This window comes from Marinobacter salarius (assembly GCF_032922745.1).
In the GTDB taxonomy this organism is placed as follows: Bacteria; Pseudomonadota; Gammaproteobacteria; order Pseudomonadales; family Oleiphilaceae; genus Marinobacter.
The window spans coordinates 1,874,656-1,897,899 of record NZ_CP136693.1; the positions used below are offsets into that span (position 1 = coordinate 1,874,656).

Here is a 23,244-nt window from a genome sequence, read left to right on the forward strand (position 1 = left end):
TATGTGGTTGACTCAACCCTTGCGTGAACGATCCACGCAGATTTTCCTGGGCGTTCTGTTTGCAGCCCTGGCCATCGTGACTTTCCTTCACGTGGCCATGCCGGAAGACAGCGCCCTGTATGTCAGCGCCTACACCGTGACGCTGCTGGGCAAATACCTGTGCTACGCCTTGCTCGCGGTGGCTGTGGATCTGGTGTGGGGGTACCTCGGTATCCTCAGCCTGGGCCATGGCGCCTTCTTTGCCATCGGCGGCTACGCCATGGGTATGTACCTGATGCGCCAGATCGGCGACCGAGGCACCTACGGCGACCCCATCCTGCCGGACTTCATGGTGTTCCTGAACTGGCAGGAACTGCCCTGGTACTGGCTCGGGTTCGACATGGCCTGGTTTGCCTTCATCATGGTGCTGCTGGCCCCGGGCCTGCTGGCGCTGGTGTTCGGCTTCCTCGCCTTCCGTTCGCGGGTCACCGGCGTGTACCTGTCCATCATCACCCAGGCGCTGACCTTCGCGCTGATGCTGGCGTTCTTCCGCAACGAGATGGGCTTTGGCGGCAACAATGGCCTGACGGACTTCCGCGACATCCTCGGCTTCAACCTGCGTACCGACGCCACCCGTTTGGGGCTGTTCATCGCCACCGGTATCGCCCTGGCCATTGGCTACGTGATCTGCCGCGGCATCGTTACCAGCAAACTGGGCCGGGTCAGCATCGCCTGCCGCGACGCCGAAGCCCGCGCCCGCTTCCTGGGCTACCGGGTGGACCGGGTGCAGCTGTTCGTGTTCGTGGTCTCCGCCATGCTGGCGGGTGTGGCGGGCGCCTTGTACGTGCCTCAAGTGGGCATCATCAACCCCAGCGAATTCTCACCCCTGTTTTCCATTGAAGTGGTGGTCTGGGTCGCCCTTGGCGGCCGGGCAACCCTCTATGGCGCGGTGATCGGCGCGGTACTGGTGAACTACGCCAAAACCGTGTTCACCGGCGTGATGCCGGATGCCTGGCTGTTCGCCCTGGGTGGCCTGTTCGTGCTGGTCACCGTGTTCCTGCCCAAGGGCATCGCCGGCCTGCTGGCCAGCCGCCGCAAGGGCAAACAGGATGAACCAGGCACCCCAGCCGCTCCAACCACCACGGAGGCGACCGCATGAGCATTCTCGAGGAGCTTTCCAACCGCGACCGGGTGTTCGAATTCCTGACCCCGGCGGTCTCCCCCGTGGACACCCGCCACGGGCCCATCCTCTACATGGAAGACGTCAACGTGAGCTTCGATGGCTTCCGGGCCATCAACAACCTCAACATGACCATCGACGACGGCGAACTGCGTTGCATCATCGGGCCGAACGGTGCGGGCAAAACCACCATGATGGACATCATCACCGGTAAAACCGCCCCGGACACCGGTTCGGTCTGGTTCGGCAGCCGTCACAACCTGCTGACCATGAACGAGCCGGAAATCGCCACCCTCGGCATCGGCCGCAAGTTCCAGAAGCCCACCGTATTTGAAGCCTTAACGGTGTTCGAAAACCTCGAACTGGCCATGGCCACAGACAAGCGGGTGATCCCCACTTTGCGGGCCGCCATGAAAGCGGAATTCCGCGAGCGCATCGACGAAGTGCTGGAAACCATCGGCCTGCAGGACTTGCGAAACCAGCTGGCGGGCATCCTCTCCCACGGTCAGAAGCAGTGGCTGGAAATCGGCATGCTGCTGATGCAGAAGCCGCGCCTGCTGCTGGTGGACGAACCCGTCGCCGGCATGACCGAACAAGAAATGGAACGCACCGCCGAACTGCTCACCAGCCTCGCCGGCAAGCAGTCGGTTGTGGTGGTGGAGCACGACATGGGCTTCGTGCGCTCCATCGCACGCAAGGTCACCGTATTGCACCAGGGCAGCGTGCTGGCGGAAGGCAGCATGGACCAGGTCTCCAACGACCCGGAAGTGATCAAGGTGTATCTCGGGGAGGAAGCCTGATGCCAAGTACAAGCCAAATGCTCAAGATCGAAAAACTGAACCAGTTCTACGGCGAAAGCCACACCCTGTGGGAGCTGGAGCTGGACGTGCCCAAAGGCCAGTGCACCTGCGTGATGGGCCGCAACGGCGTGGGCAAAACCACCCTGATGAAATGCGTGATGGGGGAGGAAAACACCAGCAGCGGCAGTATCCAGTTTGATGGCGGCACCGAACTGACCAAACAGAAACTGGAAGAGCGCTCTCGCCTGGGCATCGGATACGTGCCCCAGGGCCGGCAGATATTCCCGCTGCTGACCGTGGAAGAAAACCTGCGCACCGGCCTGGCCGTGCGCAAGGACGGCAGCAAGAAAGTCCCCGAGCGGATCTACGAGCTGTTTCCCGTGCTCAAGGAAATGAAAAACCGCCGTGGCGGCGACCTCTCTGGTGGCCAGCAGCAACAGCTCGCCATCGGCCGCGCCCTGGTGATCGAGCCTCAGTTACTAATCCTCGACGAACCCGGCGAAGGCATCCAGCCCAACATCGTCGCCCAGATCGGCGAAGTCATCCGCCGGTTGATCAAGGAAGACGGCCTGACGGTGTTGCTGGTGGAACAGAAACTGCCCTTTGCCCGCAAATACGCCGACCGCTTCGCCATCATGGACCGCGGCCGCCGCGTCGCCGAGGGCGAGATTGCCGAGCTGTCTGATGAACTCATCAAGAAGCACCTGACGGTATGACCGCCTACGAATCGATCGCCCTCAACGCCGCCGACGCGGCCCACGACTCCGGCCACCGCTTCGACGCGGACCGGCGCTGGGCCGCCACCCTGGACCTGGCCTTCGACGCCAGGCAGGAGCAGGGCGCACAGGTCACCCGCATGACCCGCACCCGGTTCAAGGGCCCGTTGCGCGTGCAGCGGCCGTTCTACCCGGAAGGCAAAACCGGCTGCTGCCACGTGTACCTGCTGCACCCGCCCGGCGGCCTGGTCAGCGGCGATGCCCTGACTATCAACGTAACGGTTGGAAGCGGCGCCCACACCCTGGTGACCACCCCGGCGGCGGCAAAACTCTACAAAGCCGACCGCAACGGCGTCGCCTGGGCGCAGCATACACACCTGAACGTCGCCAACGGCGGCGTTCTTGAATATCTGCCCCAGGAGACCCTCGGCTTCAACGGCTCCCGGGGCGAGCAGACCACCACCATCGAACTGGAAACCGGCGCCAAATGCCTGGGCTGGGAAATTCTCGCCCTGGGCCGCCCGGCCAGCAACCTGCCGTTCGTCACCGGCCACATGGAGCAACGCTTCAGTCTGAGTATGAACGGCAAACCGCTATGGCTGGAGCGCCAACTGTTAGACCCCACTCACGCCCGTTTCCAAGGCAAATGGGGGCAGGGCGGCGCCACCGTTCAGGCGACCTTGTGGGTGGTTGGTTTGGAAGACGAAGCCGGCGCCATCGAAGCCATCCGTGAACAACTGCCGGCTTCAGCCCACTGGGCCATCACACGCCGGCGTGGCGTTGTGTTGTTGCGGTACCTGGGTAATGAAAGAAACGAAGCCTGGGATGTTTGCCAGCGGGCCTGGGAGGTACTTCGACCTCTGTTGGCCGGCCAGTCCGCGGTTGTTCCGCGGATCTGGTTGACTTGATGGTTGGTGCGGGAACAGGGCGGGGCGAACCGTCCGGGGCACGCTGTGAATACGTCCATGTACGCTTGACGAAAACATCCATGTTTTCGACATCCCCGGACGGTTCGCCCCGCCCTGTTAAGCGGAAAAATGAGTTAGCGCACTAGCTCGATAGGGTCAGAAATAACTGTTTGGAACAACGGAAGTTAATCCAACAGGCAACTCAGAATTCAGACAAGGCAGGAGGGAAGGGGTGCACGGGATCGTAAAAAACATGGATGTTTTTTCCGAGCGTACAGGGACGTATTCACCGCGTATCCCGTGCACCCCTTCCCTCCTGCCGACAAACTCCAGAACCCGAGGAGAACAAAAATGGAATTAACCCCAAGAGACAAAGACAAACTGCTCCTCTTCACAGCAGCACTGTTAGCAGAGCGCCGCAAGGCCAAAGGCCTGAAGCTGAATTACCCAGAAGCCGTCGCCCTCATCAGCGCCGAAATCATGGAAGGCGCCCGCGAAGGCCGCACCGTGGCTGAAATGATGACCGCCGGCACCGAAATCCTCACCCGCGATGACGTCATGGAAGGTGTGGCCGACATGGTCGACGAAGTCCAGGTAGAAGCCACCTTCCCCGACGGCACCAAACTCGTCACCGTCCACAACCCCATAGTTTGAGGAGGCTGCCATGATCCCCGGCGAATACCAGTTAAAAGACGGCGACATCGAACTCTGCGAAGGCCGCCAGCGCATCACCATCGAAGTCGGCAACACCGGCGACCGCCCGATCCAGATTGGCTCCCACTACCACTTCGCCGAAGCCAACCCCGCGTTGGACTTCGATCGGGCCAAAGCCAAGGGCTACCGCCTGGACGTCGCCGCCGGCACCGCCATCCGCTTCGAACCCGGCCAAACGAGAGAAGTGACCCTTATCCCGTTCGCCGGAAAACGCGAAATCTACGGTTTCTGCCAGGAAGTCATGGGCAAATTGGACAAGAACTGAGAACAACGGAAACAAGGTTTTAAAGAAGGCCCGAAGGAGCTCAAAGGGCCGGTCGGATAGGGCTTTCCAGGAATGTGCGGAGCCATGGATGGCGGAGCCCAAGCGCACATGGATGTGCTTGTAGCGTTTCCTGGAAAGCCCTATCCGACCGGCCCAGGCACCGAAGTATTAGGCCTCAGTAACCCAGGCACCCAAGCAAAAACGAGGGACAGCATGAAGATAACAAGACAAGCCTATGCCGACATGTACGGCCCCACCACCGGGGACCGAGTCCGCCTGGGCAACACCGAACTGTGGATCCAGGTTGAAAACGACGCCACCCACTACGGCGACGAAGTAAAATTCGGTGGCGGCAAAGTCATCCGCGATGGCATGGGCCAAAGCCAGCGGGCTGATGACACCGTCATGGACACCGTCATCACCAACGCATTGATTCTCGACTGGTGGGGCATCGTCAAAGCCGACGTCGGCCTGCAAAACGGCCGCATCGCCGCCATCGGCAAAGCCGGCAACCCAGACACCCAGCCAGACGTCACCATCGTCATCGGCCCCGGCACCGAAATCATCGCCGGTGAAGGCAAAATCCTCACCGCTGGCGGCATCGACGCACACATTCACTTTATCTGCCCCCAACAGATCGAAGAAGCCCTCATGAGCGGCGTCACCACCATGCTCGGCGGCGGCACCGGCCCAGCGACTGGCAGCAATGCCACCACCTGCACCCCCGGCCCCTGGCACATCGGCAAAATGCTCCAGGCCGTCGACGACATGCCCATGAACATCGGCTTCCTCGGCAAAGGCAACGCCAGCCTGCCAGAGTCCCTCGAACTGCAGATCAAAGCCGGCGCCATGGGCCTCAAACTTCACGAAGACTGGGGCACCACACCCGCCTCCATCGACAACTGCCTCACCGTGGCGGACAAGTTCGACGTACAGATCGCCATTCACACCGACACCCTCAACGAATCCGGATTTGTGGAAGACACCCTCGCCGCGTTCAAAGGCCGGTGCATCCACACCTACCACACCGAAGGCGCTGGCGGCGGCCATGCCCCCGACATCATCACCGCCTGCTCCAAGGACTACGTACTGCCGTCCTCCACCAACCCCACACGGCCGTACACCGTCAACACCATCGACGAACACCTCGACATGCTGATGGTCTGCCACCACCTGGACCCCAACATCCCGGAAGACGTGGCCTTCGCCGATTCCCGCATTCGCCGCGAAACCATCGCCGCGGAAGACATCCTTCAGGACATGGGCGTGATCAGCATGATTGCGTCCGACTCCCAGGCCATGGGCCGTGTGGGAGAAGTGGTGTGCCGCACCTGGCAGACCGCCCACAAAATGAAAGTCCAGCGCGGCCTGCTGCCGGACGACGAACAACTGGGCGCCGATAACCTGCGCGCCAAACGCTACATCGCCAAATACACCATCAACCCCGCCATCACCCACGGCATCGCGCACGAAGTGGGTTCCGTGGAAGTGGGCAAGCTGGCGGACCTGGTGCTGTGGGACCAGGCCTTCTTTGGCGTAAAACCCGCGCTCATTGTGAAAGGCGGCATGATTGCAGCGGCCCCCATGGGCGACCCCAACGCCTCCATTCCCACGCCCCAGCCCGTACACTACCGCATGATGTTCGGAGCGCTGGGCCGGGCCGCCAGTGCCACCCGCCTGAGCTTTGTCAGCCAGGCCGCGCTGGATGCGGGCATTGGCAAGGAACTGGGGCTTAACAGCACCCTCGCGGCCTGTAAAAACGTGCGCAGCGTTCGCAAGGGTGACCTCAAGCTCAACGACGCCTGCCCACACCTGACCGTGGACCCACAAACCTACGAAGTGCACGCCGATGGCGAACTGCTCACCTGCGAGCCCGCCACCGAACTGCCACTGGCGCAGCTATATCATCTTTTTTAAGGAGCCCGACATGCTTGAGCTGACACAGAGAATCGGTCCAGTGGAAACCAGCGAAATCCACGACCACCTAACGCTGCCCTTCGAACTGCGCATGCGCGGCCGCCTGCGCGCCAAAACCGACACCGGCTACGACGTTGGCCTGTTCCTCGACCGCGGCCCTGTGCTGCGAGAGGGCGAATTCCTGCAGGCCCAAAGCGGCGAAATCATCCGCATCCGCGCCGCCGACGAACCCGTCGTCACCGCCCGCATCGAACCCGGCTTGCCGTTGGCACGGTTGTGCTACCACCTCGGCAACCGTCATGTGTCGCTGTCCATCGGCAGCGAAGACACCGCAACAGATGGAAAGACCGGATGGGTGCGCTTCCCGCCGGACCACGTACTGGAAGAACTGGCCGAACGCCTGGGCGCCACCCTGGTACACCACCAGGCTCCCTTCGATCCGGAGCCCGGGGCCTACGCCCAAGCAGGGCATGCCCACGGCCATGGCCATTCACACGATCACAGCCACGGGCACAACCATGACCACCCTCATGCTCACTGACAGCAGCCAGACCGCCGTAGGCGACCTGTCCCTGCTGGGACTGATGCAACTGGTCAGCCCCGCACTGCCCATCGGCGCCTTCGCCTGGTCCCAAGGCCTGGAAAGCGCCTTCGAACTGGGCTGGGTGAACAACGAAGACCAACTGGGCGACTGGCTGGAAGGCGTACTGGAAGACGGCCTCACCCGCTGCGAGTTGCCCCTGCTCGTGCGCCTGCAAACTGCCTGGGCAACCAATGACGACGCTGGACTGGCCCACTGGAACCAATGGCTGCACGCCACCCGCGAAACCGCCGAACTGAGCGACGAAGACACCCGCCTGGGCTCTGCGCTCATTCGCCTGCTGGGTAGCCTGGAATTGCTGCCAGCAGAAGGCCGAATGCCGGAAGACCCCGGCTACGTCACCGTCTTCGCCTGGGCCGCCCACATGCGCCACGTACCCGTGCGCCAAACCCAGCTCGGCTTCGCCTGGGCCTGGCTGGAAAACCAACTCGCCGTCGCCTGCAAAGCCATGCCCCTGGGCCACACCGCCGCTCAACGGCTGACCGAACGGCTGCGCCCAAAACTGGTACACGCCGTCGACCAGGCACTGACGCGGGAAGACAACGAACTCGGCCCGGTACTGCCCGGCCTCGCGCTCGCGAGCGCACACCATGAAACCCAGTATTCACGGCTTTTTAGAAGCTGAACAAAAAGCGCTATTTGTTAGAGAAACGGAGAACACGCCATGAAACATTGTCTGAGAGTAGGAGTCGGCGGCCCTGTCGGCTCAGGTAAAACAGCCTTGCTGCGCCAACTCTGCAAAGCGTTAAAAGATCACTACGACATCGCCGTCGTCACCAACGACATCTACACAAGGGAAGACGCCGACTTCCTCCTGAAACACGATGCGCTCCCAGCCGACCGCATCCTCGGCGTGGAAACCGGCGGCTGCCCCCACACAGCCATCCGCGAAGACGCGTCCATGAACCTCGCGGCCATCGACGACCTGCAAAGCCGCCACCCGAACCTGGAACTGGTGCTGGTGGAATCCGGCGGCGACAACCTGTCTGCCACCTTCAGCCCGGAACTGAGCGACCTGACCCTCTACGTGATCGACGTCTCCGCCGGCGACAAAATCCCGAGAAAAGGCGGACCAGGCATCACCAAATCCGATCTGCTGATCATCAACAAAATCGACATCGCCGAACAGGTCCACGCTTCCCTGGATGTGATGGACCGGGACTCAAAGAAAATGCGTGGCGAGCGCCCGTTTGTGTTCACCAACCTGTACGACGGAGTAGGGCTGGAAACCATCATCAGCTTCATCCTTGAGCGCGGCATGCTTCCGGAACGGCGCCCCAACAAAGTGGCCGAAACCGCCTGACACCGAACCACAAACACCGAATTCAGCAACACAAGGAAGAACACCATGAACCAGACCACCAAACTCCTCATGGCCGCCGGCCTGCTACTCACCGCAACCTCTGCAGCCGCTCACACCGGCCATAGCGCCCACGCTGAAAGCGGCTTCCTCAGCGGCCTGTTGCACCCCATGCTGGGCCTGGACCATTTGTTGGCCATGGCGGCGATCGGGTTCTGGGGTGTGCGCCAGAATAACACCATGAAAAACGCCACGCCGTTGTTCGTAATTGGCGGCATGATACTGGGCGCCGGGCTTGCCTGGGGTGGGATGAGCCTGCCGGGTGTGGAAACCGGGATTTCGCTGTCCGTGATACTGGCCGGTATTCTAATTGCGGCCATGGTGAAATTGCCGACGGCGGTGGGTGGTTCACTGGTTGCGGCGTTTATGGTGTTTCATGGGTTTGCTCATGGGGCTGAGATGCCGGCTGGGGCGACACTCGCTATTTATCTGGTTGGGTTCTCCGTCGCTACTTTGATGCTGACGTTTGTTGGACGTGGGCTTGGCACGCTACTAACGATAACCGACAACCGAGTTTCCCAAGCAGTCGGCGCAGCCCTGGCTGTCACTGGAGTTTTTTTGGCAGCTTGAGGCCTAAGGCATACCAGTACGTTGCTCTAGGAGAAGGGGGACGGAGAAGAGCTCCGCCCCTTTTTTACGCCTTGAATGAGCATTAAATCAACTCCTAGGGTAGTCCCATCCACAAACTTGAAACGATAAGGTACTCTTTCATAAATCACGTAATGGGCTTACAGTTTTCTTCCACATCAATTTTCAGACATGAGTTTAGGTGGTTATAAAGGCGGAAAGCAGGGGTGGAGTAGATATGACTGATGTGCACAGTGCTGATACTCGAAGCCGAAATATGTCGGCTGTAAAAGGGAAGAATACGAAGCCGGAATTGTTACTGAGAAAAATGTTGTTTGGCCGAGGATTCCGGTTTCGTCTTCACCGCGAAGATCTCCCAGGCGAGCCTGACATAGTGCTGCCCAAGTTTAAAGCAGTGATCTTTGTACACGGGTGTTTTTGGCATGGTCACATTGGATGCCCGAAGGCTCGGTTACCGGCCACGAATCAGAACTTCTGGAAAGAGAAGATAACTACTAATCAAGAACGCGATCAACGAAACACCTACGCCCTGAGTGAAATGGGGTGGCGTGTGCTTGAGGTTTGGGAATGCGCATTGAGGGGACGTGGCCGCCTTGAGTTCGGTGAGCTGTCAAATTGGGTTACTGATTGGATTTGTTGTGGAGTAGACCTAGAGACCATAGAAGGTAACAAGGGCGATGCATACAATTGAAGTATACAATTCTCTTCGACTAATGGTGTCCTTGGCAGTGTGCGTGAGGGTTCCAGTGAGAGCAAAGGAATGTCATCTTATGCACCGCAAATTTGAGCTGGAACTTCCTCAGAAAAAAGCCTTAGAAAAATTTGTCGAGCCATCTCGTAAGGTACTGCATTGCCAATGAGGCGGGCTATCTGGGTGTGAGTCCCTTCGAAACTATATGAGTCCGGAAAGGTTTGTAGGCGTGCAGCCTCACGGAGTGTAATAGCTCGATCTTGTTCGGGATGAGCGAAACGACCCCGGGTTACGTCAGTACATCCGGTAGTGAGTGTTGGTGAAGGCAGATCCCAAGCCATCCTACCGTAAACGTCGGGAAAAGATTTGGCTTGTAGATTGCGGTGACAGGCAAGTTGCAGGTTTTCTGGCAAAGCTGCGCGACTACCTCCATCTTTCGGGATGGCCCGTAGTCTTTGGATTGTAATGGGGGAGTGACGCCGGGCTCTATGCAGAGGATCTATGGGGCACTGCTCGCCGAGTCCTACGGGCTTTAGACCACTAAATGCCATTCTTACTGTGGGTGGAGTAATGACAGAAGGAGTTGTTCTAAGCGACTCGAATCTCTTCAAAACGAAGTCGGACTTAGATGCGACGAAAATAGATCTGAAACGTCGCTGGGGAACACCTAAATCAGTTGCTGACACGCGTATCGGGTCACTGAAACTATAGCCCAGCTTCGATAGTCCTTCTCTAAGCTCCTGTTTCGCCTCGGAACGGACTATGCCAGGGACATTTTCCACCCATATCGTCTCAGGTTTTAGGGCTTTTGCAAAACGCAAGGCTTCAAGTACGAGAGGGGCCCGTTGGTCGGCCTTATTGCGCTTTCGGTTCTGAGAGCTGAAAGGTTGACATGGAGCGCATACGGCAAGTATGGATAGTGGGCGCCCTTGGAGCGATCCCTTGGCGTCTAGTGGATCTACATCCCCGATATCTTGACCAAAAAAAAGCGTCGAAGGATGGTTTTTTGTGTAGGTCGCTTTTGCGGAGTCGTCGTTATCAATGGCGAAAGCAACACGAAAGCCAGCAGAAGCTAAGGCTGCGGAAACTGAACCGGAACCGCAAAAAAGATCTGCAGCTATTGGAGACTCGCCTGTTATTTTGCGCTTGTTCTTAGCCATTCGAATTCATTTGACCCGATTCGTCCGATTGTGTGGAGTGCTTTCTGGGCAAGATGTACAGCCGTCATCTCCCTCAGTTGTGCCCGCCATTTCCACTGAGCACCGCAAGCATCTGTGAAATTGTAAATGCCGTCATCATCATTTCTGGCAAGGATGACGTCCTTCTCTGCTAAAGGTTTGAAGTGAACGGTTGTGAGTTCCCGCAAATGTTTGAATTTATAGCCATCAGGAATCTGATACCGAGTACCGTTACCGGAGCCTGGAAGAACAAGGTCAAACTCGCTGTCTTCAGGGATCAGTTTTAAGAACAGAAAGCCTGTCTCGCCTCGAAGGCGCACGGTGTCGCAAGCTGGCTGAATGCAGAGTAGTGTCTGCTCATGGCTACCAATTATAGTGCCGAATTGAAGAGACGGCGACTCACCCGGGGGTCTCCCAGCTCGCTCACCAGAATGGCGCGCAATCGTCGTGAGCACGGCATAATCTGAACTGTATTGCTTCCATTTTTCTTCGTTGTCAAAAAAAGAGCAAGAAACACTAGCATGCTTTCCATCGGCACTCGATACATCTCGAAAACCATCTGTTAGGAAGAGCTTGCGAGTCTCTGTATTGATCGATTTAATCTTGGGAAGCTCTCCTGTTCTTTTGATGGCGGAAACTGGCTTCTCTTGTGGTAGTCGGCCAGCTCTAGAGTGTAGCCACAGCATACAACTCTCAAGGCCGAGTACCTTTTGCTCCGCTTGACAGGCATCTATAGATAAAGAGAGTTCTGATTGGAGGACTTCCACCATCAGGCGTCCCGCATCATTCGGGTCGGGCTTCGTGGCTCTGTCGCCCGCGTAAACGGGATCAAGTTCCTCATCGAACTGTGCCAGGATCCTGTGAATGTCTCGTTTAACTGCCGCAACGGACTCTAAAGCAAAGGCGCGTAAAAGCCCTCTTGCCAAGATAGTAAATTCTTTGATCATTCTCTGTGGCAACAGGTTCCAAGGAACGACAGCGGGATCATCAGATGGGTTCCGACCGAGCGTTGGCTTATTAATGAAGGTGATTCTGAAATGATCGCCGATAATGACCGGGGCAGTATCCGGCGAGTCTGTTTTTATCTCATAACCTTCAGACACTAGTGCCTTGGCTAGCGTCGTTGAGGCTCCCTCCAATTTTTCCGCAGTATATATCAATATTAGGCGGAGCCGTCCGCCCTCTGCCTTGTCTGTATTGAGAACTTGCTTGATCGCCTCTGTTGCGGGGCGACTGTTGCCTTTTCTCAGTTGCCAATCAAGCACGCAAGCATCCGTTGGCAAAATGGCTCGAACTGTTGCATTTAGTAGCTGATTGTCATCAGCGGGATCAGTTTCAGTCGGCAAATAAACGCCACAGGTCAATCCCTCTCCAGCAAAAGCTTGGGAAACTTTGTTAAGTTCCAGCCTATGCCCTGCGGGGTTATTATTTCTTTCCCGCTGTGTTCGTGGATCAACAGCCGCCTTTTCAGTAGCTTTCACTTTTCCGGGAGCAGAAGGTCGCCTTTGCGTTGCAGCAGTCGGCTCCGTATTCGTATTAATGGAAGCGTCAGACGCGAGAGATGCTTCATTATCAATGACTACTACAGTTTGGAGAAAGGCCTTTACCGCATTGCTACAAAGGTCGTCAAAGTTGTTAACAGGCTCAATCATCTAGCTCGCTACCATTGTCTGGAAATATAACGAAAGCAGGGCGTGTTTCGGTTCCCTCTTCAAGTAACTCTAACTTTAAACCGATAGAGGCGAGTGCTTCTCGGGACACAGCTAATCCCATCCCTCTTCCGCCTGGCTTATTAGACATACCGAATTCGAATATCGTACTTGCCGCGCGACGGGGTATGCCTGGTCCCCCGTTGCGAATGACAATTCCCTCGCCTTGGGCGTTTAACTCAATCCAGGGCTCTGCATTCCTGTCCGAGCCAATCCAATAAATTGCGTTGTCGACTATATTCACGACAGCAGCGATAAGCGTGGAGCGAAAACTCGTTATTGACCAATCGTTGAAAGCCTCGGTAGCTCTAAGCTCTATCTCGGTTCTGTCGAAACGCTCACTAAACAGTTCTATTACATAGGAAAGTATTGATGCCCCGCTGACCTCTACACGACGCCGCCTCACTCGGCGAGTCAAAGGAGAAAAAAGTCCAATATAGCTGTCTAGGTGATCATAATAAGTTCTGAGTCGATCATAGACTACGTGCAACTCAGGTGTTCCATCAGCCCAGGGTTTGATATCTCTTATAGAACCGCGGAGACCCGAGACCACATTCTCCAATTCATGCCCCAAGATTGATACGGCGCTGCCTGCTTGAGCTAGATCATTGTAAAAAGTGAGTTGCTCTTCCAGCTCTCCAATCCGACCCTCAAGAGCAGCGATAGTCTCGTCTGGTAAGCTCTCATGCTGCACATCTTCATTAGCAGACTTGAGCTGATCGAGAAGTGCGTTGAGCTCTCCTTGCGTGGTCACGAAAGTACGTTCTAGTCGAACTTCTATATTCCGCTGCACCTCAGTTGCGGCATCCTCGGTTAATGAGTCTAAATCTTGCCGTTGCAATTCACTTTGAACAGCTTGAATTTCGTCAGTGAATCTTTCTTTGAGTTGCCAAGCATGAGTGTTGACGGTGTTTTTGAAAGCCTCGGATTCTGATTGGACTGATCTAACCATTTTGGCTACGAGTCCCTCTATCTGCCTGATCTCATTCTCAATACCGCTTCGAGCGCGCTCTGACCGAGAAACTTTTACTCCGATTTCTTCACGCAGCCGATTCGCGCTGCCACGAATCCGTTGGACCGCCGGTTCAAGTTTGTATTCACGAAACCCCTGAAGCCAGTCTAAGTAACTTTCGTATGAACCAGTATCTGGCTTCGAGAGACTAAAATTCCTCGGTCGTGGCATTTGTAGGCGACGAGATAGGCTCTCAAGTTGAGCAACTGCACTATCCTCAATCTTGATTGTCTCAGTGCTCAGCGTTTGCATTTTTTGGTCTGAGAGTCTCGATGCAGCTGAGGCACTCGCTTGTTCAAACTGAGATAACGCAGTGGATAGAATGTCCTCAACGTGGTTCTCGTACTTTCCATCATCGATGTTGTCATGTTGGGCATTAAGCTCTTCCCGAAACTGATTCTTCAACTCTATGGCTCTCTTTTTACGCTCCCGGAGTCGTTTAGCCTCGAGGCGTTTACCTTCAAGTATCTCGCGATAAATCGGGCTACGTTCTCCAGATTTCCGAAAGAAATCTTTCGCAACCTGTTTGAACCAATGAGAAAGCACAGCCTGCAAATCGAGATAAGCGCGATTCTGCCTGAACCCTTCACGACCAGCTTTTTCGTTTAATGAGCCATTGTCATATCGGTTTAAAGCTACGTAGCCGGCCATACGGCGGTGGGAAAAGAACCAATCGGATGCCGACTTTGTCCTCCTGAACTCGATTCCCAGCCAGTCAAAATCAGGCAAACCGTAGGGAAGGATGCGAATACCATCGCGATAAACATATAGCCCCCCATACCGATCCATTTTCGACTCGATTCGGTTGTATTCTTCTGACTCTATGAGGGTCTCTTCAACCTGGCCCTGAATTACGCCCAATCGAAGATCAAAAGGTCCACAAGCTATCGGTTTGCCTTTGGCGTCAGGCCAACTCAGAGTTAGTTCTATTGGGTCGCTTCTGTATATCTGAATAGTTCCGCGAAACTGCCCATACTCGTCGAAACGCCCTTCGATGAAGTGATCAGCTAAAAGTAAATCTTTACTGGTAAAAAACTCATCGTTTCCGATCAACTCGTCATAGTTTCCCGTCGGTTTGTGATCGCGAAATTCGGCTTTCACTGGTGGGTCATGTTCTGGAGACATCGTATTTCCGAACCCCAGAAGAATGCGTTTTATTGCCGAGCCATTTTCGAGACTGTCGTGCCCGTTTACATCGACTAAAAGGCTTTCATCACATTCGAAAAGATGAAAATGCGTGCCATAATGACCATCAGTCAGTGTCAGGTTGGATTCCTCGATCTCTTTTGCGACGTCGGCGAGCCAAATATCCGTTTCCATCGGATCGAATAAACACGAATCCATAAGGCGCACCAAACGGTCACGGTCTTGGGAATCCTCCACGATGGAGCTAATGTTTGACTTAACGTCATCGACCATGGATGCAATATCTTCGGTCTCAGGAAATCGACTGAAAGTACGTAGCGGAACGTCGATGTCGCTGATATCCAATCCTGGCAGCTCGAAAAGGGGCCAGCAAACTAGACAGCCCGTTAGCTTGTGAAGGCCATCCAGACGAACTGCGCGTGAAAGAACCAAGACCACAGGAGCAATCGTTGCAATCGCTAAGCGCCCAATACCTTTCTCTCCCATTAGTGGACGAATGGGGAGATTGTTGGGACCAGTCCACTTCGCTAAGGCCTCCGCATTTGAGCCGAACTTGCTTTCAGTCCCGAGGGCAAGCCAGCGGTTTCGAAAGTCTTCCTCTGTCATTCCCAGGCCATCGTCTCTGATCACCAGACGATTTAGTTCACGAATAAAGTCAACCTCAACGCGAGTCGCGTATGCGTCGTGGGCATTCTTGAACAGCTCATGAATTGCAGTGGGAACGCCTGCGATTTGCTGGCGTCCCAGCATGTCGACAGCGCGGGCTCTGACTGCGAAATTAGCCATAGGAGCTTCCAATTAATTGAAGTGTTGTAGGCGACCTTGTTCTCAGAGCTGGACCGGGAGGAAATTCCATAGGTATGCGATCTAATGGGTTGGGGCTTTATGAAGGCTTATTGGTAGCCAACTATTTAATGTTTCGCAACAGTCTGTTTACAAAAGGTTTAGCCATAATCCTCCGGCAGTATAGACGCACTGGATGGAGTTCTCCAAATAAGTGCCCAAGAACCGGGATCAAAAAATGGGACACCGATTAGCTAGCCAATGCGCTGTCGGTGAAAACTACCTTCCATGGTTTCATTGGCTTCAGGTGTTCCGTTTCGTTCCAGTGATTTCTTTAGCGCGTTCGGAGAGGTAAGTCGCGAACTCGTCCGCTGTGAAATGTCTGGTCTTCCCGTTTTTCACGTCTTTCACGTCTTCCTCGGCGACGGCGGCTCTGAGTTCATTCACCTTGGTGGTGTAGGCAGACTCGGCTTCTTCCACCATCCTGAGCCCGGCTCGCAGAACTTCACTTGCGTTCTGGTAGCGGCCAGAAGCTACCAGATAATCGACGACTTGTGACTGATGGTCAGTGAGTACGATGTTTCTCGTTGCCATGGGCGTATCATCCTGTCGTAACTCTATTGGCATATTATGCCAATAGATTGGTTTCAGCAATTGCGGATAAATTGGGTGAGCACTGGGGATGACAAGAGCCCAACAAACTATATATGGGGTGACGTAGCGGTAGCTTGGCTATCGTAGGAATTGTGGTTAGCATGAGAGCTTCAGGTGGCCGGTGAAGGCGATCCTGCGCAAAGATGGACAAATCTCCCTCAAGGACAGAAGGAGCAATGGAATGAGCAAGAAAGTTGTTTTATTAGGTGACGTGGGTACGGATCACTCCGGATTCCCACCAACCCCGGTGATCGCCGGCTCCCCCGATGTGTTGATCGATGGCAAACCTGTTGCCCGTGTTGGTGATCCCCTCGCACCACATTCCAAACCCAAGCATCCACCTCATCCCCGAGCTATAGCAGCTGGTTCTGGAACCGTTCTGATCAATGGTATTCCTGCCGCCGTGACGGGTGGGGCGATTTCCTGCGGTGGCGTCACCATTGGTAGTGGCAGCGTGGTTATTGGTGATACGTATACACCCGCCCAGTTTTCCGGTATTTCACCCGCCCCAGTAAAGCCCGCTTCGAAGGCGAAAGCATCTTATGCTCGTAGTGCTGATGGTGGAGCTACAGGCTCTTTATCGTCCCCACAGTCCGCAAACTCAAACGGGTTAGCCCGTAGTGATAGCAGTGCGGTTGCAGGTGGCCCGGTTGTGTCTGGTGTGTCTGATCAGGGTTCAAAGGATCAAACGCAGGAAACTACTGTGGAACCAGGCTTTCATGTGGTTCAGAGCCCAATGAGTAAGACCACTCTGTTAGCTGCGCTCTATGGTGACGCTTCTGCGAAGCCTGACAGCTTTGACCGTTTGAATCCGGGCCTTGGAGGTCAGGTGTTACCCGGTGAGATGATCGTGCTCGGTGATCCGGAAGGAATGGAGTGCACCCGGGAAGAAGCTGATTTGATGGAGGTGGCTGCGCAGGTGAATGCCAAGGTGCGGGCGCTGGGTCAGGACGAGGCACAGTTCATCGTAAAGTACTACGATCTGCTGGAGGCTATCACCTCGACAGGTTCTGCGGGGCTTGGGGCTGGGGCTGTCATGGTTGGGAGGCAGATTGGCAGCATTGAGAAGACGTTAAAGAACATCGAGCGGCTTCATCAAGAAAGCTACCGGAAGCATGGGCATCTCAACCATCCGGAGTTTTTCGAGAAGCGGCGGGCGCTTTTTAAAGAGCTGGATTTTTCTTTGGGAAGTGTGGCACGTCAAGGCATGTCTCTGGATGATGATGCAAAGTTGAAGCGGGCACTGGGGTTGTCGTCTAAGAGTATTGTGCATAGTTGGAAGACCGCCGGGGTGGGTGGCATACCAGGGTACGCTACGCACTACGAGAGGCTGGCAACGGGGGCCAGATATGCTCGAAATGTGGGCTATCTGGGAATCACCTTGGATGTGTCCATGTCTGCGCTAAAGATAAAAGAAGCATGCACTGCTGACGACGAGAAGGAGTGTCAGGTTGTGGCTTATAGGGAAGGTGGAAAACTGATTGGATCTTCTGGTTTTGGTGCAGCTGGCGGGGCTTTGGCCGCTGGCTGCACGATGGTTGCTGTGACCTCAGCGGGCATCGGTGGCGTTGCCTGCGTAGTTATCGTGGGAGGACTGGGAGCTGCAGGAGGTAGCTATTTCGGGGCCGGAGTTGGCGAGGCGACAGGTGAAATCGTGCGGAAATCGATACATGAATAGCGAGCAACTCGTAGCCATCGCTGAGGTATTGTTAGTCGTTTCCGTGCTTGGAGGCTTTTTTCTGCTCGTTCTGATTTTGACTTTCCTCTTTCCTAAAATTGCGGAAGTTGAAAGTCGGATTGCAACACCCGGCAAACAACTGGACGGCATCCGGGAAATTTGGGGCAATGGCCCAATAGGTCGCTGGATGCGGGTGGTTCATGTCTACTTTTTCTTCATCTTTCGTAACCTTCCTCGTATCGGTCCTAGGATCGAGTCCAGGATGGGCGATGAGGCAGAGGCGCTTCCGATGGGCCTTAAACTCTGGGTGATTCTGCCGGTATCAGTTTTTTTCGTTTCGATTATCGTGTCGCTTATGGCGGCTTGGTACCTTGGGGTGTTCGATTAGTTGAAGATTGTCATCGGTAGACGGCTCGTTCTGACCTTTATGGTTGAGCTCACTGGTCAGCGCGGCCCAGCCCAGTCGTCCCGAGTCCCCTCGAATGTCATTCCCAAAGAAGACTGTTCAACTTTGAAGGTTGCGATGAACCGTCGGTCTGGCAGGCGGTACCAGAAATCTTTGGGTACGCAGATTTCGAAATACAGACGATCCAGGTGATCATTTTCTAGCTGGTAGCTGCATGAATGGCGTCCACCGCCGCGGTATTTGGTGACCTCATACTTTACCATTCTTGTTTCGCTATCCAGCATCGTCCAGATGCGCGGGATGGTGTAACCGAAGGATAAGTGAAGCACCGACCAGAGCAATAAGGGGCAGCTAATGAAGGCGAGGTATTTCTTGGCACGGCCCAATGAATACCACTGAGGTGCTGGGTTGATCTTTCCTGTGTGCCATAGGTAGCCAGTCCAGAGCGACACTGCGAATGCCACAAATGCCGATAGGTATAGCGCGATCGTCGCAACCTCTGGGTCGGGACAGAAATTTTTAGGGCCGAATATCTGAGGCACCGCGAGGATGATAGGTGGCAGCAGAATGACACACAAAATTTTCTGGTGCCGATTCATGCCAGATTTCAGGGAAGCTCTCTTCATAGGTAATCCGTTACAGTCAGGCAGCGTATTCCTTACGCTGTGGATGCATGGTACCAAACGGTTATGTGTGGAAGCCGGGACAGATCTATTTTTTTGAAACCTGCGGTCGCCTGCACACCGCCATCCGCGAAGACGCCAGCATGAACCTGGCCGCCATTGATTCGTTTAGCCCCCCAGGCCCAAGCCCAGTGTATAGAGACCGATTCCAGCCCAGGTGATCAGTAGCAGCGCCCAAGGTAGCCATGGGGTCCGATAGCGGATCTCGGATTCTGCAGGATTTTGTTCCGCGATTTCGGCCGCTGTTTGGTGTTCTTGTTTTTTGCGCTGTTTGTCTTTTTCCCGGGCTTTGGCTTTTTGCTGTTTTTTATACTGATCAATGCCCTTCTCGATACCCTGCGCAATCATTTTTGTCTGCTCTTTGCTTTGCCGGGGCCGCTGAGTTGCCTTTGCCATGGCCAAGGCTTCCTCCTGGGTTTGCGGTGACGGTGGCTGCTTTTTGGTTTTTGCCATAGGGGGCTAAGCTCGGGTTGTTGGTGAATGGGGTATTATAACGGTTAAGATCGGCGTCGTTTATTCAGCTAGGAGCCAAGCTATTACCTTTCCGCTGCCTCGTTTATATTCTTTCCGTCGTTGTCCTTACGCTATGCGCGCTCGGCTCGGGATCTTGTTTGCTGGACTGACGGTGGAGCTGCGGGAGATCGTGCTAAAAAACAAGCCGCCTCAGATGCTGGCGGTCAGTCCCAAAGGCACGGTTCCTGTTCTGCAGCTGGCAGGAGGTGACCGTTCCGAGAGGCTCGTTATTGAGGAAAGCCGGGAAATCGTCGAATGGGCGTTGCGGCAGAGTGATCCGAAGGGTTTGTTGAACACTGATTTAGTAAGCGCTAATGCCCTGATCGACCGCAACGATAACGAATTCAAACACTGGTTGGATCGTTATAAATACGCGGATCGCCATCCAGAACTCTCCCAGTTGGATTACCAGCAGAAGGGTGAGGTGTTTTTGCAGGCGTTGGAAAGCCTATTAGCCAAGAACCGGTATCTCCTGGGGAGCAACATCAGCATCGCTGATATTGGCATCATGCCCTTTGTACGCCAGTTCGCCCATGTCGATCGGGAGGTGTTTTACAGTCTGCCCTATCCGAATTTACAGAAATGGCTGAGGGATTGGCTGGAACATCCAGTGTTCCTGCAGGCCATGATCAAGTTCCCGTCTTGGCAGGAAGGCGATGATGAGGTGGTGTTTCCACTGAAATAACGGGACAGATCTATTTTCTCTGAGATCACGATCCGCGCTTCGAGCCAGTCTCGTAAGCCATCATTCATTGGCAGAAACCCCAATGCGCTCGGCCAGGTAATCGCAAAAGTGTTGGGCGACGTCCTGGCCGTCTAGGTCTTCGGCGATTGTCGTCTTTCTTTGCTGGTTATCAATCGCAAGAATCTTGAAGTGCTCCACCTTGCTTACCCCCTGTCCCGTGCTTCCCGTGCGCTTGATGGTCAGGCGCAAAACCTGATCCATCGTCAGCTTGCGGCTGCGTACAGGCAGGAAGAGCCAGCTTCTCAAGGTACGAATTCCCTGTCGGTCAATACGGACAACCAGGCGGTTGAAGGGCAGGTATAAGGCAGCAGCGCCTGCAGCAATCGCGACCAGCACAAAGGGGACGCTGAACAGGCCCAAGAACACGCCAAAGGCCCCGCCCGAAAAAGCCGACGTCAGCATCGATACGCTTGCAAACCCGAAACCGCCTGCAAAGATCCAGGCGAACGCGCTGAGCATCTTGTTGCGGAACATGGGGAAACGCATTTTTATCTGATGGCCATAATCCTGGTAGTTCATGGCACGGGAGAGGCCTGGCAGGTCCAATTGGCCAGACTGTATGGCTTCTTTGGCGGCCTGGGATTGTTCGTTACGCAGGTCGCGCGCCTGAGCACTGATATCATGCTCGACACTCTGAGAACGGGTATCGCCGTGAAACGCCGGAATGTCGTACTGGCGCTCCAGATCTACGCCCGCAATATCCGCTTTCACCGATAGACGCCAGAAATGGTAGCGGCTGGACCGTTCAATATCGGCTTCTGGTAAGTCGCCCGGCAGGTCGAATCGAAAAGCAAAGCGTACACCTTGCCCGGCTGTCTCAATTTTCGGTGTGCCGCGTTCCGCCCAGAGTATCCGCTCCTGGCGGGAGCGGTTCTTTCCCGATCCGGACACATAGGTGTAAATGCACTCCAGTGTCACGGTGACTTCTGCATCGGGAACTGCCAATTCCTGAACTCCGAGCCTGGGCACCAGAATTGTGCCACCCATCTGGCCACCGATGGCCGCAGGATATGGGTCCATGATCAGTTCGACCGTGCCGTAGTGACGATACTCCCGGGTCATGGCGATGGCTTTCCACAATAGCCCCAGGCCCACAGCAGGAAAAGCGACGACCATTAACACCAACCACTGATTTTGATCCAGGGCCTTTGGTAGAGTCCAGAGTAGCGGCGTGCTTATGGCGTTCCACAGCAGGGCGATGACCCATGTCAGTAAGAGCGTGCGTTTGCGATCAGACCGGATGCGAGGGGCTTCCCAGCCCTTGCGGCTTTGCCAGTTGAGGTGCGTCATTGTGGTGGGTCTTTTGTTGTTGGGGCGAAAACCTGGACAGATCTGTTTTCTGGAGGTCAGATCTATTATCTGCGCGCACGTTTAGAGAGGTAAGTCGCGAATTCGTCGCCAGCAAATGCTGTGGTTCTGCCGGTTTTCAGGTCTTCCTGACCCGCGTCGATGGCATCTCTCAGATCATTCATCTTCGTAACGTAGCTGGACTCAGCTTCCTCGACCATCCTCAGGCCGGCTCGCAGTACTTCGCTCGCATTCTGGTAACGGCCAGAGGCAATCAGGTGGTCAACCACTTCGGACTGATGCTCTGTGAGTACAATATTTCTCGTTGCCATGGGGTCGGCCTTTCAAGAGTGATATTGGCATAATATGCCAATCAATGCGTTTGCGGTCCAGTGCTGCAAAAGGCGTATCGGTGTCAGCGCTGAATCTCGGAAGCTATTTCCCCCTTGCCCGTTCCCTCCGAACCAGCAACACCAAAGCCAGCGCCGCCAGTGACCCCATCACGGCGGCGAAAGTGATCCCGGTCGTCCTCAGGCTGGTCACGCTCGCCATCAACCCCAGGCCGATCACCGGTACCGAGATAGCGATATAGGCCACGACAAAGAACGCGGACGTCACCGCTGCCTTCTCCCGCACAGGGCTGGCCGCGGCGATGGCGCCCATGCCGGCGCGGAATGATATGCCCTGGCCCATACCGGCAATCACAGCGCCGGCGATGAACAGCGCGAGGGACTGGGTGTAGGTGCCGAGCGCTATCGGAATCACGCCGAGCATCAGGGAAGCGCAGCCCAGAGGTAGGCGCAGCCTGAGCGGCAGTCTGCCCTGCAGGAACTGACCCAGGGTTGAGGCGATGAAGATGCTTCCGGCCACAACGCCGATCAAAAACCGATTGTCGTAGCCCAAGACCTTGCCCATCATCGCCGGGGCGATGGATGTGAAGAAGCCGCACATGGCGAAGCCTGCGAAACCGGCGATGGCGGCGGGAATAAACACACCGCGGACTTCCGCTGGCACGTTCAGGCGCTGGACGGACAGTTTGGGGCGAGCGGGTTTCGAGACGGTCTCAGGCGCTGCCCAGATGCAGCACGCGGCCAGCATAGCCATGGCTATGTGCACCAGAAAGGTCAGGTGCAGTGGCCAGGGTAGGTACTGGGAAAGAGCGCCCGCTAACATCGGCCCCAGGCCCAGCCCGCCCATGTTCGCCGCCGTGGCAAAAAAAGTGGCTTTCTCCCGCCAGTGGGGCGGGGCAAGTTCAATGACGGCCACCGTGGCCGTACCGGTAAAGATCCCTGCGGACAGCCCCGACAGCACCCGGCCGGTCAGGATCATCGCCAGGCCATCGGCCTGCCAGAACACCAGGTCACTGATGATGGAGCAGGCCAGGCCCGCAAACAGCAAAGGCCGGCGGCCTATCTGATCAGACCAGCGCCCGGTCAGCACCAGTGCGGCGATCACACCAAAGGCATAGGTGGCAAAGATGATGGTGATCATCAGGTCGGAAAACCCGAAACTGTCCTGGTAGATCGGGTAAAGAGGCGTCGGCATGGTGGTGCCGATCATCGTGACACTGAAGGTGAAGGCTGCGCCCAGGAAAATAAGCAGCGGAAACAAGCGGTGTTGCTTGGGTGAGGGCATGCAGGGGTCCTGGTCGGCAATCTTAAAAGTTGGTGTGCTCGTTTTTGGTCTGTTCACACCCGATCAATAATCCCACACAACGCATCCAGCCCATCC

The 23,244-nt window shown here is 55.7% G+C and carries 24 protein-coding genes; 15 read left to right on the forward strand and 9 right to left on the reverse strand.

All coding sequences use genetic code 11. The annotated features are described in order from the left end of the window. The first annotated feature begins 1 nt into the window (after position 1). The 12 genes from urtC to R1T46_RS08675 all read left to right on the forward strand — a co-directional run bounded on the left by urtC (position 2) and on the right by R1T46_RS08675 (position 9,719). A complete protein-coding gene (gene urtC, locus R1T46_RS08620) occupies positions 2–1,138 on the forward strand; it encodes an urea ABC transporter permease subunit UrtC (RefSeq protein WP_091642988.1) in 1,137 nt (378 codons plus the stop codon). Next, entirely contained in the window at positions 1,135–1,959 is an 825-nt protein-coding gene (gene urtD / locus R1T46_RS08625) for an urea ABC transporter ATP-binding protein UrtD (RefSeq protein ID WP_317308003.1), read from the forward strand. The genes urtC and urtD overlap by 4 nt, the downstream gene beginning before the upstream one ends. A gap of 17 nt (positions 1,960–1,976) precedes the next feature. After that, complete coding sequence (urtE, locus tag R1T46_RS08630; protein ID WP_317308282.1) at positions 1,977–2,675, forward strand: urea ABC transporter ATP-binding subunit UrtE; 699 nt, start codon at positions 1,977–1,979, stop codon at positions 2,673–2,675. Continuing rightward, positions 2,672–3,583, forward strand: coding sequence for an urease accessory protein UreD (locus R1T46_RS08635; protein WP_288075905.1), 912 nt, complete (start codon positions 2,672–2,674; stop codon positions 3,581–3,583). The genes urtE and R1T46_RS08635 overlap by 4 nt, the downstream gene beginning before the upstream one ends. A gap of 351 nt (positions 3,584–3,934) precedes the next feature. Continuing rightward, positions 3,935–4,237 carry an urease subunit gamma gene (ureA, locus tag R1T46_RS08640; protein ID WP_007152777.1) on the forward strand — a complete coding sequence of 101 codons (303 nt, stop codon included), beginning with the start codon at positions 3,935–3,937 and terminating at the stop codon, positions 4,235–4,237. Positions 4,238–4,247: 10 nt separating this feature from the next. Further along, positions 4,248–4,562, forward strand: coding sequence for an urease subunit beta (locus R1T46_RS08645; RefSeq protein ID WP_317308004.1), 315 nt, complete (start codon positions 4,248–4,250; stop codon positions 4,560–4,562). A gap of 213 nt (positions 4,563–4,775) precedes the next feature. Continuing rightward, a complete protein-coding gene (gene ureC, locus R1T46_RS08650; protein WP_317308005.1) occupies positions 4,776–6,479 on the forward strand; it encodes an urease subunit alpha in 1,704 nt (567 codons plus the stop codon). 10 nt (positions 6,480–6,489) lie between these two features. Then, entirely contained in the window at positions 6,490–7,020 is a 531-nt protein-coding gene (gene ureE / locus R1T46_RS08655) for an urease accessory protein UreE (RefSeq protein ID WP_317308006.1), read from the forward strand. Next, positions 7,010–7,705 carry an urease accessory protein UreF gene (locus tag R1T46_RS08660; RefSeq protein ID WP_407070121.1) on the forward strand — a complete coding sequence of 232 codons (696 nt, stop codon included), beginning with the start codon at positions 7,010–7,012 and terminating at the stop codon, positions 7,703–7,705. The genes ureE and R1T46_RS08660 overlap by 11 nt, the downstream gene beginning before the upstream one ends. Positions 7,706–7,744: 39 nt before the next feature. Further along, positions 7,745–8,383, forward strand: coding sequence for an urease accessory protein UreG (gene ureG / locus R1T46_RS08665; RefSeq protein WP_286748813.1), 639 nt, complete (start codon positions 7,745–7,747; stop codon positions 8,381–8,383). 45 nt (positions 8,384–8,428) lie between these two features. Next, the gene (locus tag R1T46_RS08670; protein ID WP_317308008.1) at positions 8,429–9,010 is read left to right on the forward strand and encodes a HupE/UreJ family protein; all 582 of its coding nucleotides are present in this window, start codon (positions 8,429–8,431) and stop codon (positions 9,008–9,010) included. A 235-nt stretch (positions 9,011–9,245) separates the two neighbouring features. Further along, complete coding sequence (locus R1T46_RS08675) at positions 9,246–9,719, forward strand: very short patch repair endonuclease (RefSeq protein ID WP_317308009.1); 474 nt, start codon at positions 9,246–9,248, stop codon at positions 9,717–9,719. Between the two features lie 77 nt (positions 9,720–9,796). On the opposite strand, the gene R1T46_RS08680 is transcribed toward R1T46_RS08675, so the two are convergent. The 4 genes from R1T46_RS08680 to R1T46_RS08695 form a co-directional block, all read right to left on the reverse strand. After that, the gene (locus tag R1T46_RS08680; protein WP_317308010.1) at positions 9,797–10,879 is read right to left on the reverse strand and encodes a DNA cytosine methyltransferase; all 1,083 of its coding nucleotides are present in this window, start codon (positions 10,877–10,879) and stop codon (positions 9,797–9,799) included. Further along, complete coding sequence (locus R1T46_RS08685; RefSeq protein ID WP_317308011.1) at positions 10,855–12,549, reverse strand: response regulator receiver domain; 1,695 nt, start codon at positions 12,547–12,549, stop codon at positions 10,855–10,857. The genes R1T46_RS08680 and R1T46_RS08685 overlap by 25 nt, the downstream gene beginning before the upstream one ends. Next, positions 12,542–15,550 carry an ATP-binding protein gene (locus R1T46_RS08690; RefSeq protein WP_317308012.1) on the reverse strand — a complete coding sequence of 1,003 codons (3,009 nt, stop codon included), beginning with the start codon at positions 15,548–15,550 and terminating at the stop codon, positions 12,542–12,544. Before R1T46_RS08690 ends, R1T46_RS08685 begins: the two co-directional genes overlap by 8 nt. A 300-nt stretch (positions 15,551–15,850) precedes the next feature. Then, positions 15,851–16,141 carry a type II toxin-antitoxin system ParD family antitoxin gene (locus R1T46_RS08695; protein WP_317308013.1) on the reverse strand — a complete coding sequence of 97 codons (291 nt, stop codon included), beginning with the start codon at positions 16,139–16,141 and terminating at the stop codon, positions 15,851–15,853. Positions 16,142–16,382: 241 nt separating this feature from the next. On the opposite strand from R1T46_RS08695, the gene R1T46_RS08700 reads away from it, so the two are divergent. Both R1T46_RS08700 and R1T46_RS08705 read left to right on the forward strand, forming a co-directional pair. Further along, the gene (locus R1T46_RS08700) at positions 16,383–17,879 is read left to right on the forward strand and encodes a type VI secretion system PAAR protein (protein WP_317308014.1); all 1,497 of its coding nucleotides are present in this window, start codon (positions 16,383–16,385) and stop codon (positions 17,877–17,879) included. Then, positions 17,872–18,267 (forward strand): hypothetical protein, encoded by a 396-nt coding sequence (locus tag R1T46_RS08705; protein ID WP_317308015.1) that lies wholly within the window; start codon positions 17,872–17,874, stop codon positions 18,265–18,267. The genes R1T46_RS08700 and R1T46_RS08705 overlap by 8 nt, the downstream gene beginning before the upstream one ends. Positions 18,268–18,323: 56 nt before the next feature. Here R1T46_RS08705 and R1T46_RS08710 read toward each other — a convergent pair whose 3' ends face one another. Both R1T46_RS08710 and R1T46_RS08715 read right to left on the reverse strand, forming a co-directional pair. Then, the gene (locus R1T46_RS08710; RefSeq protein ID WP_199447066.1) at positions 18,324–18,911 is read right to left on the reverse strand and encodes a hypothetical protein; all 588 of its coding nucleotides are present in this window, start codon (positions 18,909–18,911) and stop codon (positions 18,324–18,326) included. Positions 18,912–19,076: 165 nt separating this feature from the next. Next, positions 19,077–19,421, reverse strand: a complete 345-nt coding sequence (locus R1T46_RS08715) for a DUF2956 domain-containing protein (RefSeq protein WP_228209949.1) — start codon at positions 19,419–19,421, stop codon at positions 19,077–19,079. 94 nt (positions 19,422–19,515) lie between these two features. On the opposite strand from R1T46_RS08715, the gene R1T46_RS08720 reads away from it, so the two are divergent. Then, positions 19,516–20,166 carry a glutathione S-transferase gene (locus R1T46_RS08720; protein ID WP_317308283.1) on the forward strand — a complete coding sequence of 217 codons (651 nt, stop codon included), beginning with the start codon at positions 19,516–19,518 and terminating at the stop codon, positions 20,164–20,166. Between the two features lie 60 nt (positions 20,167–20,226). On the opposite strand, the gene R1T46_RS08725 is transcribed toward R1T46_RS08720, so the two are convergent. From R1T46_RS08725 to R1T46_RS08735, 3 genes are all read right to left on the reverse strand, one after another. Then, the gene (locus R1T46_RS08725; protein ID WP_317308016.1) at positions 20,227–21,516 is read right to left on the reverse strand and encodes a hypothetical protein; all 1,290 of its coding nucleotides are present in this window, start codon (positions 21,514–21,516) and stop codon (positions 20,227–20,229) included. Positions 21,517–21,581: 65 nt separating this feature from the next. Continuing rightward, complete coding sequence (locus R1T46_RS08730; RefSeq protein ID WP_228209946.1) at positions 21,582–21,845, reverse strand: type II toxin-antitoxin system ParD family antitoxin; 264 nt, start codon at positions 21,843–21,845, stop codon at positions 21,582–21,584. Positions 21,846–21,948: 103 nt separating this feature from the next. Then, entirely contained in the window at positions 21,949–23,148 is a 1,200-nt protein-coding gene (locus R1T46_RS08735; protein ID WP_317308017.1) for an MFS transporter, read from the reverse strand. Positions 23,149–23,244: the final 96 nt, after the last annotated feature.

Coding starts and splice junctions, on each gene's coding strand:
- urtC (WP_091642988.1), top strand. CDS start 2: ATGTGGTTGACTCAACCCTTGCGTGAACGATCCACGCAGATTTTCCTG.
- urtD (WP_317308003.1), top strand. CDS start 1,135: ATGAGCATTCTCGAGGAGCTTTCCAACCGCGACCGGGTGTTCGAATTC.
- urtE (WP_317308282.1), top strand. CDS start 1,977: ATGCTCAAGATCGAAAAACTGAACCAGTTCTACGGCGAAAGCCACACC.
- R1T46_RS08635 (WP_288075905.1), top strand. CDS start 2,672: ATGACCGCCTACGAATCGATCGCCCTCAACGCCGCCGACGCGGCCCAC.
- ureA (WP_007152777.1), top strand. CDS start 3,935: ATGGAATTAACCCCAAGAGACAAAGACAAACTGCTCCTCTTCACAGCA.
- R1T46_RS08645 (WP_317308004.1), top strand. CDS start 4,248: ATGATCCCCGGCGAATACCAGTTAAAAGACGGCGACATCGAACTCTGC.
- ureC (WP_317308005.1), top strand. CDS start 4,776: ATGAAGATAACAAGACAAGCCTATGCCGACATGTACGGCCCCACCACC.
- ureE (WP_317308006.1), top strand. CDS start 6,490: ATGCTTGAGCTGACACAGAGAATCGGTCCAGTGGAAACCAGCGAAATC.
- R1T46_RS08660 (WP_407070121.1), top strand. CDS start 7,010: ATGCTCACTGACAGCAGCCAGACCGCCGTAGGCGACCTGTCCCTGCTG.
- ureG (WP_286748813.1), top strand. CDS start 7,745: ATGAAACATTGTCTGAGAGTAGGAGTCGGCGGCCCTGTCGGCTCAGGT.
- R1T46_RS08670 (WP_317308008.1), top strand. CDS start 8,429: ATGAACCAGACCACCAAACTCCTCATGGCCGCCGGCCTGCTACTCACC.
- R1T46_RS08675 (WP_317308009.1), top strand. CDS start 9,246: ATGACTGATGTGCACAGTGCTGATACTCGAAGCCGAAATATGTCGGCT.
- R1T46_RS08680 (WP_317308010.1), bottom strand. CDS start 10,879: ATGGCTAAGAACAAGCGCAAAATAACAGGCGAGTCTCCAATAGCTGCA.
- R1T46_RS08685 (WP_317308011.1), bottom strand. CDS start 12,549: ATGATTGAGCCTGTTAACAACTTTGACGACCTTTGTAGCAATGCGGTA.
- R1T46_RS08690 (WP_317308012.1), bottom strand. CDS start 15,550: ATGGCTAATTTCGCAGTCAGAGCCCGCGCTGTCGACATGCTGGGACGC.
- R1T46_RS08695 (WP_317308013.1), bottom strand. CDS start 16,141: ATGGCAACGAGAAACATCGTACTCACTGACCATCAGTCACAAGTCGTC.
- R1T46_RS08700 (WP_317308014.1), top strand. CDS start 16,383: ATGAGCAAGAAAGTTGTTTTATTAGGTGACGTGGGTACGGATCACTCC.
- R1T46_RS08705 (WP_317308015.1), top strand. CDS start 17,872: ATGAATAGCGAGCAACTCGTAGCCATCGCTGAGGTATTGTTAGTCGTT.
- R1T46_RS08710 (WP_199447066.1), bottom strand. CDS start 18,911: ATGAAGAGAGCTTCCCTGAAATCTGGCATGAATCGGCACCAGAAAATT.
- R1T46_RS08715 (WP_228209949.1), bottom strand. CDS start 19,421: ATGGCAAAAACCAAAAAGCAGCCACCGTCACCGCAAACCCAGGAGGAA.
- R1T46_RS08725 (WP_317308016.1), bottom strand. CDS start 21,516: ATGACGCACCTCAACTGGCAAAGCCGCAAGGGCTGGGAAGCCCCTCGC.
- R1T46_RS08730 (WP_228209946.1), bottom strand. CDS start 21,845: ATGGCAACGAGAAATATTGTACTCACAGAGCATCAGTCCGAAGTGGTT.
- R1T46_RS08735 (WP_317308017.1), bottom strand. CDS start 23,148: ATGCCCTCACCCAAGCAACACCGCTTGTTTCCGCTGCTTATTTTCCTG.